Origin of the sequence: Vibrio sp. 10N.286.48.C11, from assembly GCF_041469805.1 — a bacterium.
In the GTDB taxonomy this organism is placed as follows: Bacteria; Pseudomonadota; Gammaproteobacteria; order Enterobacterales; family Vibrionaceae; genus Vibrio; species Vibrio crassostreae_C.
In genome coordinates, this window is record NZ_JBFRLK010000157.1 from 1 (window position 1) to 504 (window position 504).

The window sequence follows — 504 nt, forward strand, 5'->3', positions numbered from 1 at the left end:
TTTTTCTGTACCATGCTTTTTCACTTTCCACTCCCCCTCACCAAAGACTTTGAGGCCAGTAGAATCAATGGCTATATGGCGAATAGCCCCTCTCGATTTATTGCGATATTTGACCTGAACTGTCTTCGAGCGTTTACTGATACAGGTGTAGTCAGGGGACGTTAGTGGAACATCTAATAGCTCAAAGATAGAGTCGATAAAGCCTTGAAGAGCACGTAAAGGAAGAGAGAAGATGCCCTTAATCATCAAGGCGGTTTCAATCGCTGTATCAGAGTACTGAAAGCCTCTCCCACGCTTACCATGATGAGTTTTGCATCGCCATGCATCTACGGCTGAATCATCTATCCAGAATGTAACCGAACCACGTTTACAAAGAGCCTTATTGTACTCCGTCCAGTTAGTTATCTTCTTGTTTGCTTTACCCATATCACCACCATTCCAATCGTTTCAAATGATCAGATCACAGGACTTGGAAAAGGTTCAACTAATTTAGGCAACAACGCC

General features: G+C 43.3%; 1 protein-coding gene. It reads right to left on the minus strand.

What is annotated here, in order from left to right; genetic code table 11:
* On the minus strand, nucleotides 1-426 hold a 426-nt coding region (locus AB4209_RS22320; protein WP_372057428.1), incomplete at its 3' end, for an IS5 family transposase.
* Between the last annotated feature and the right edge of the window lie 78 nt (nucleotides 427-504).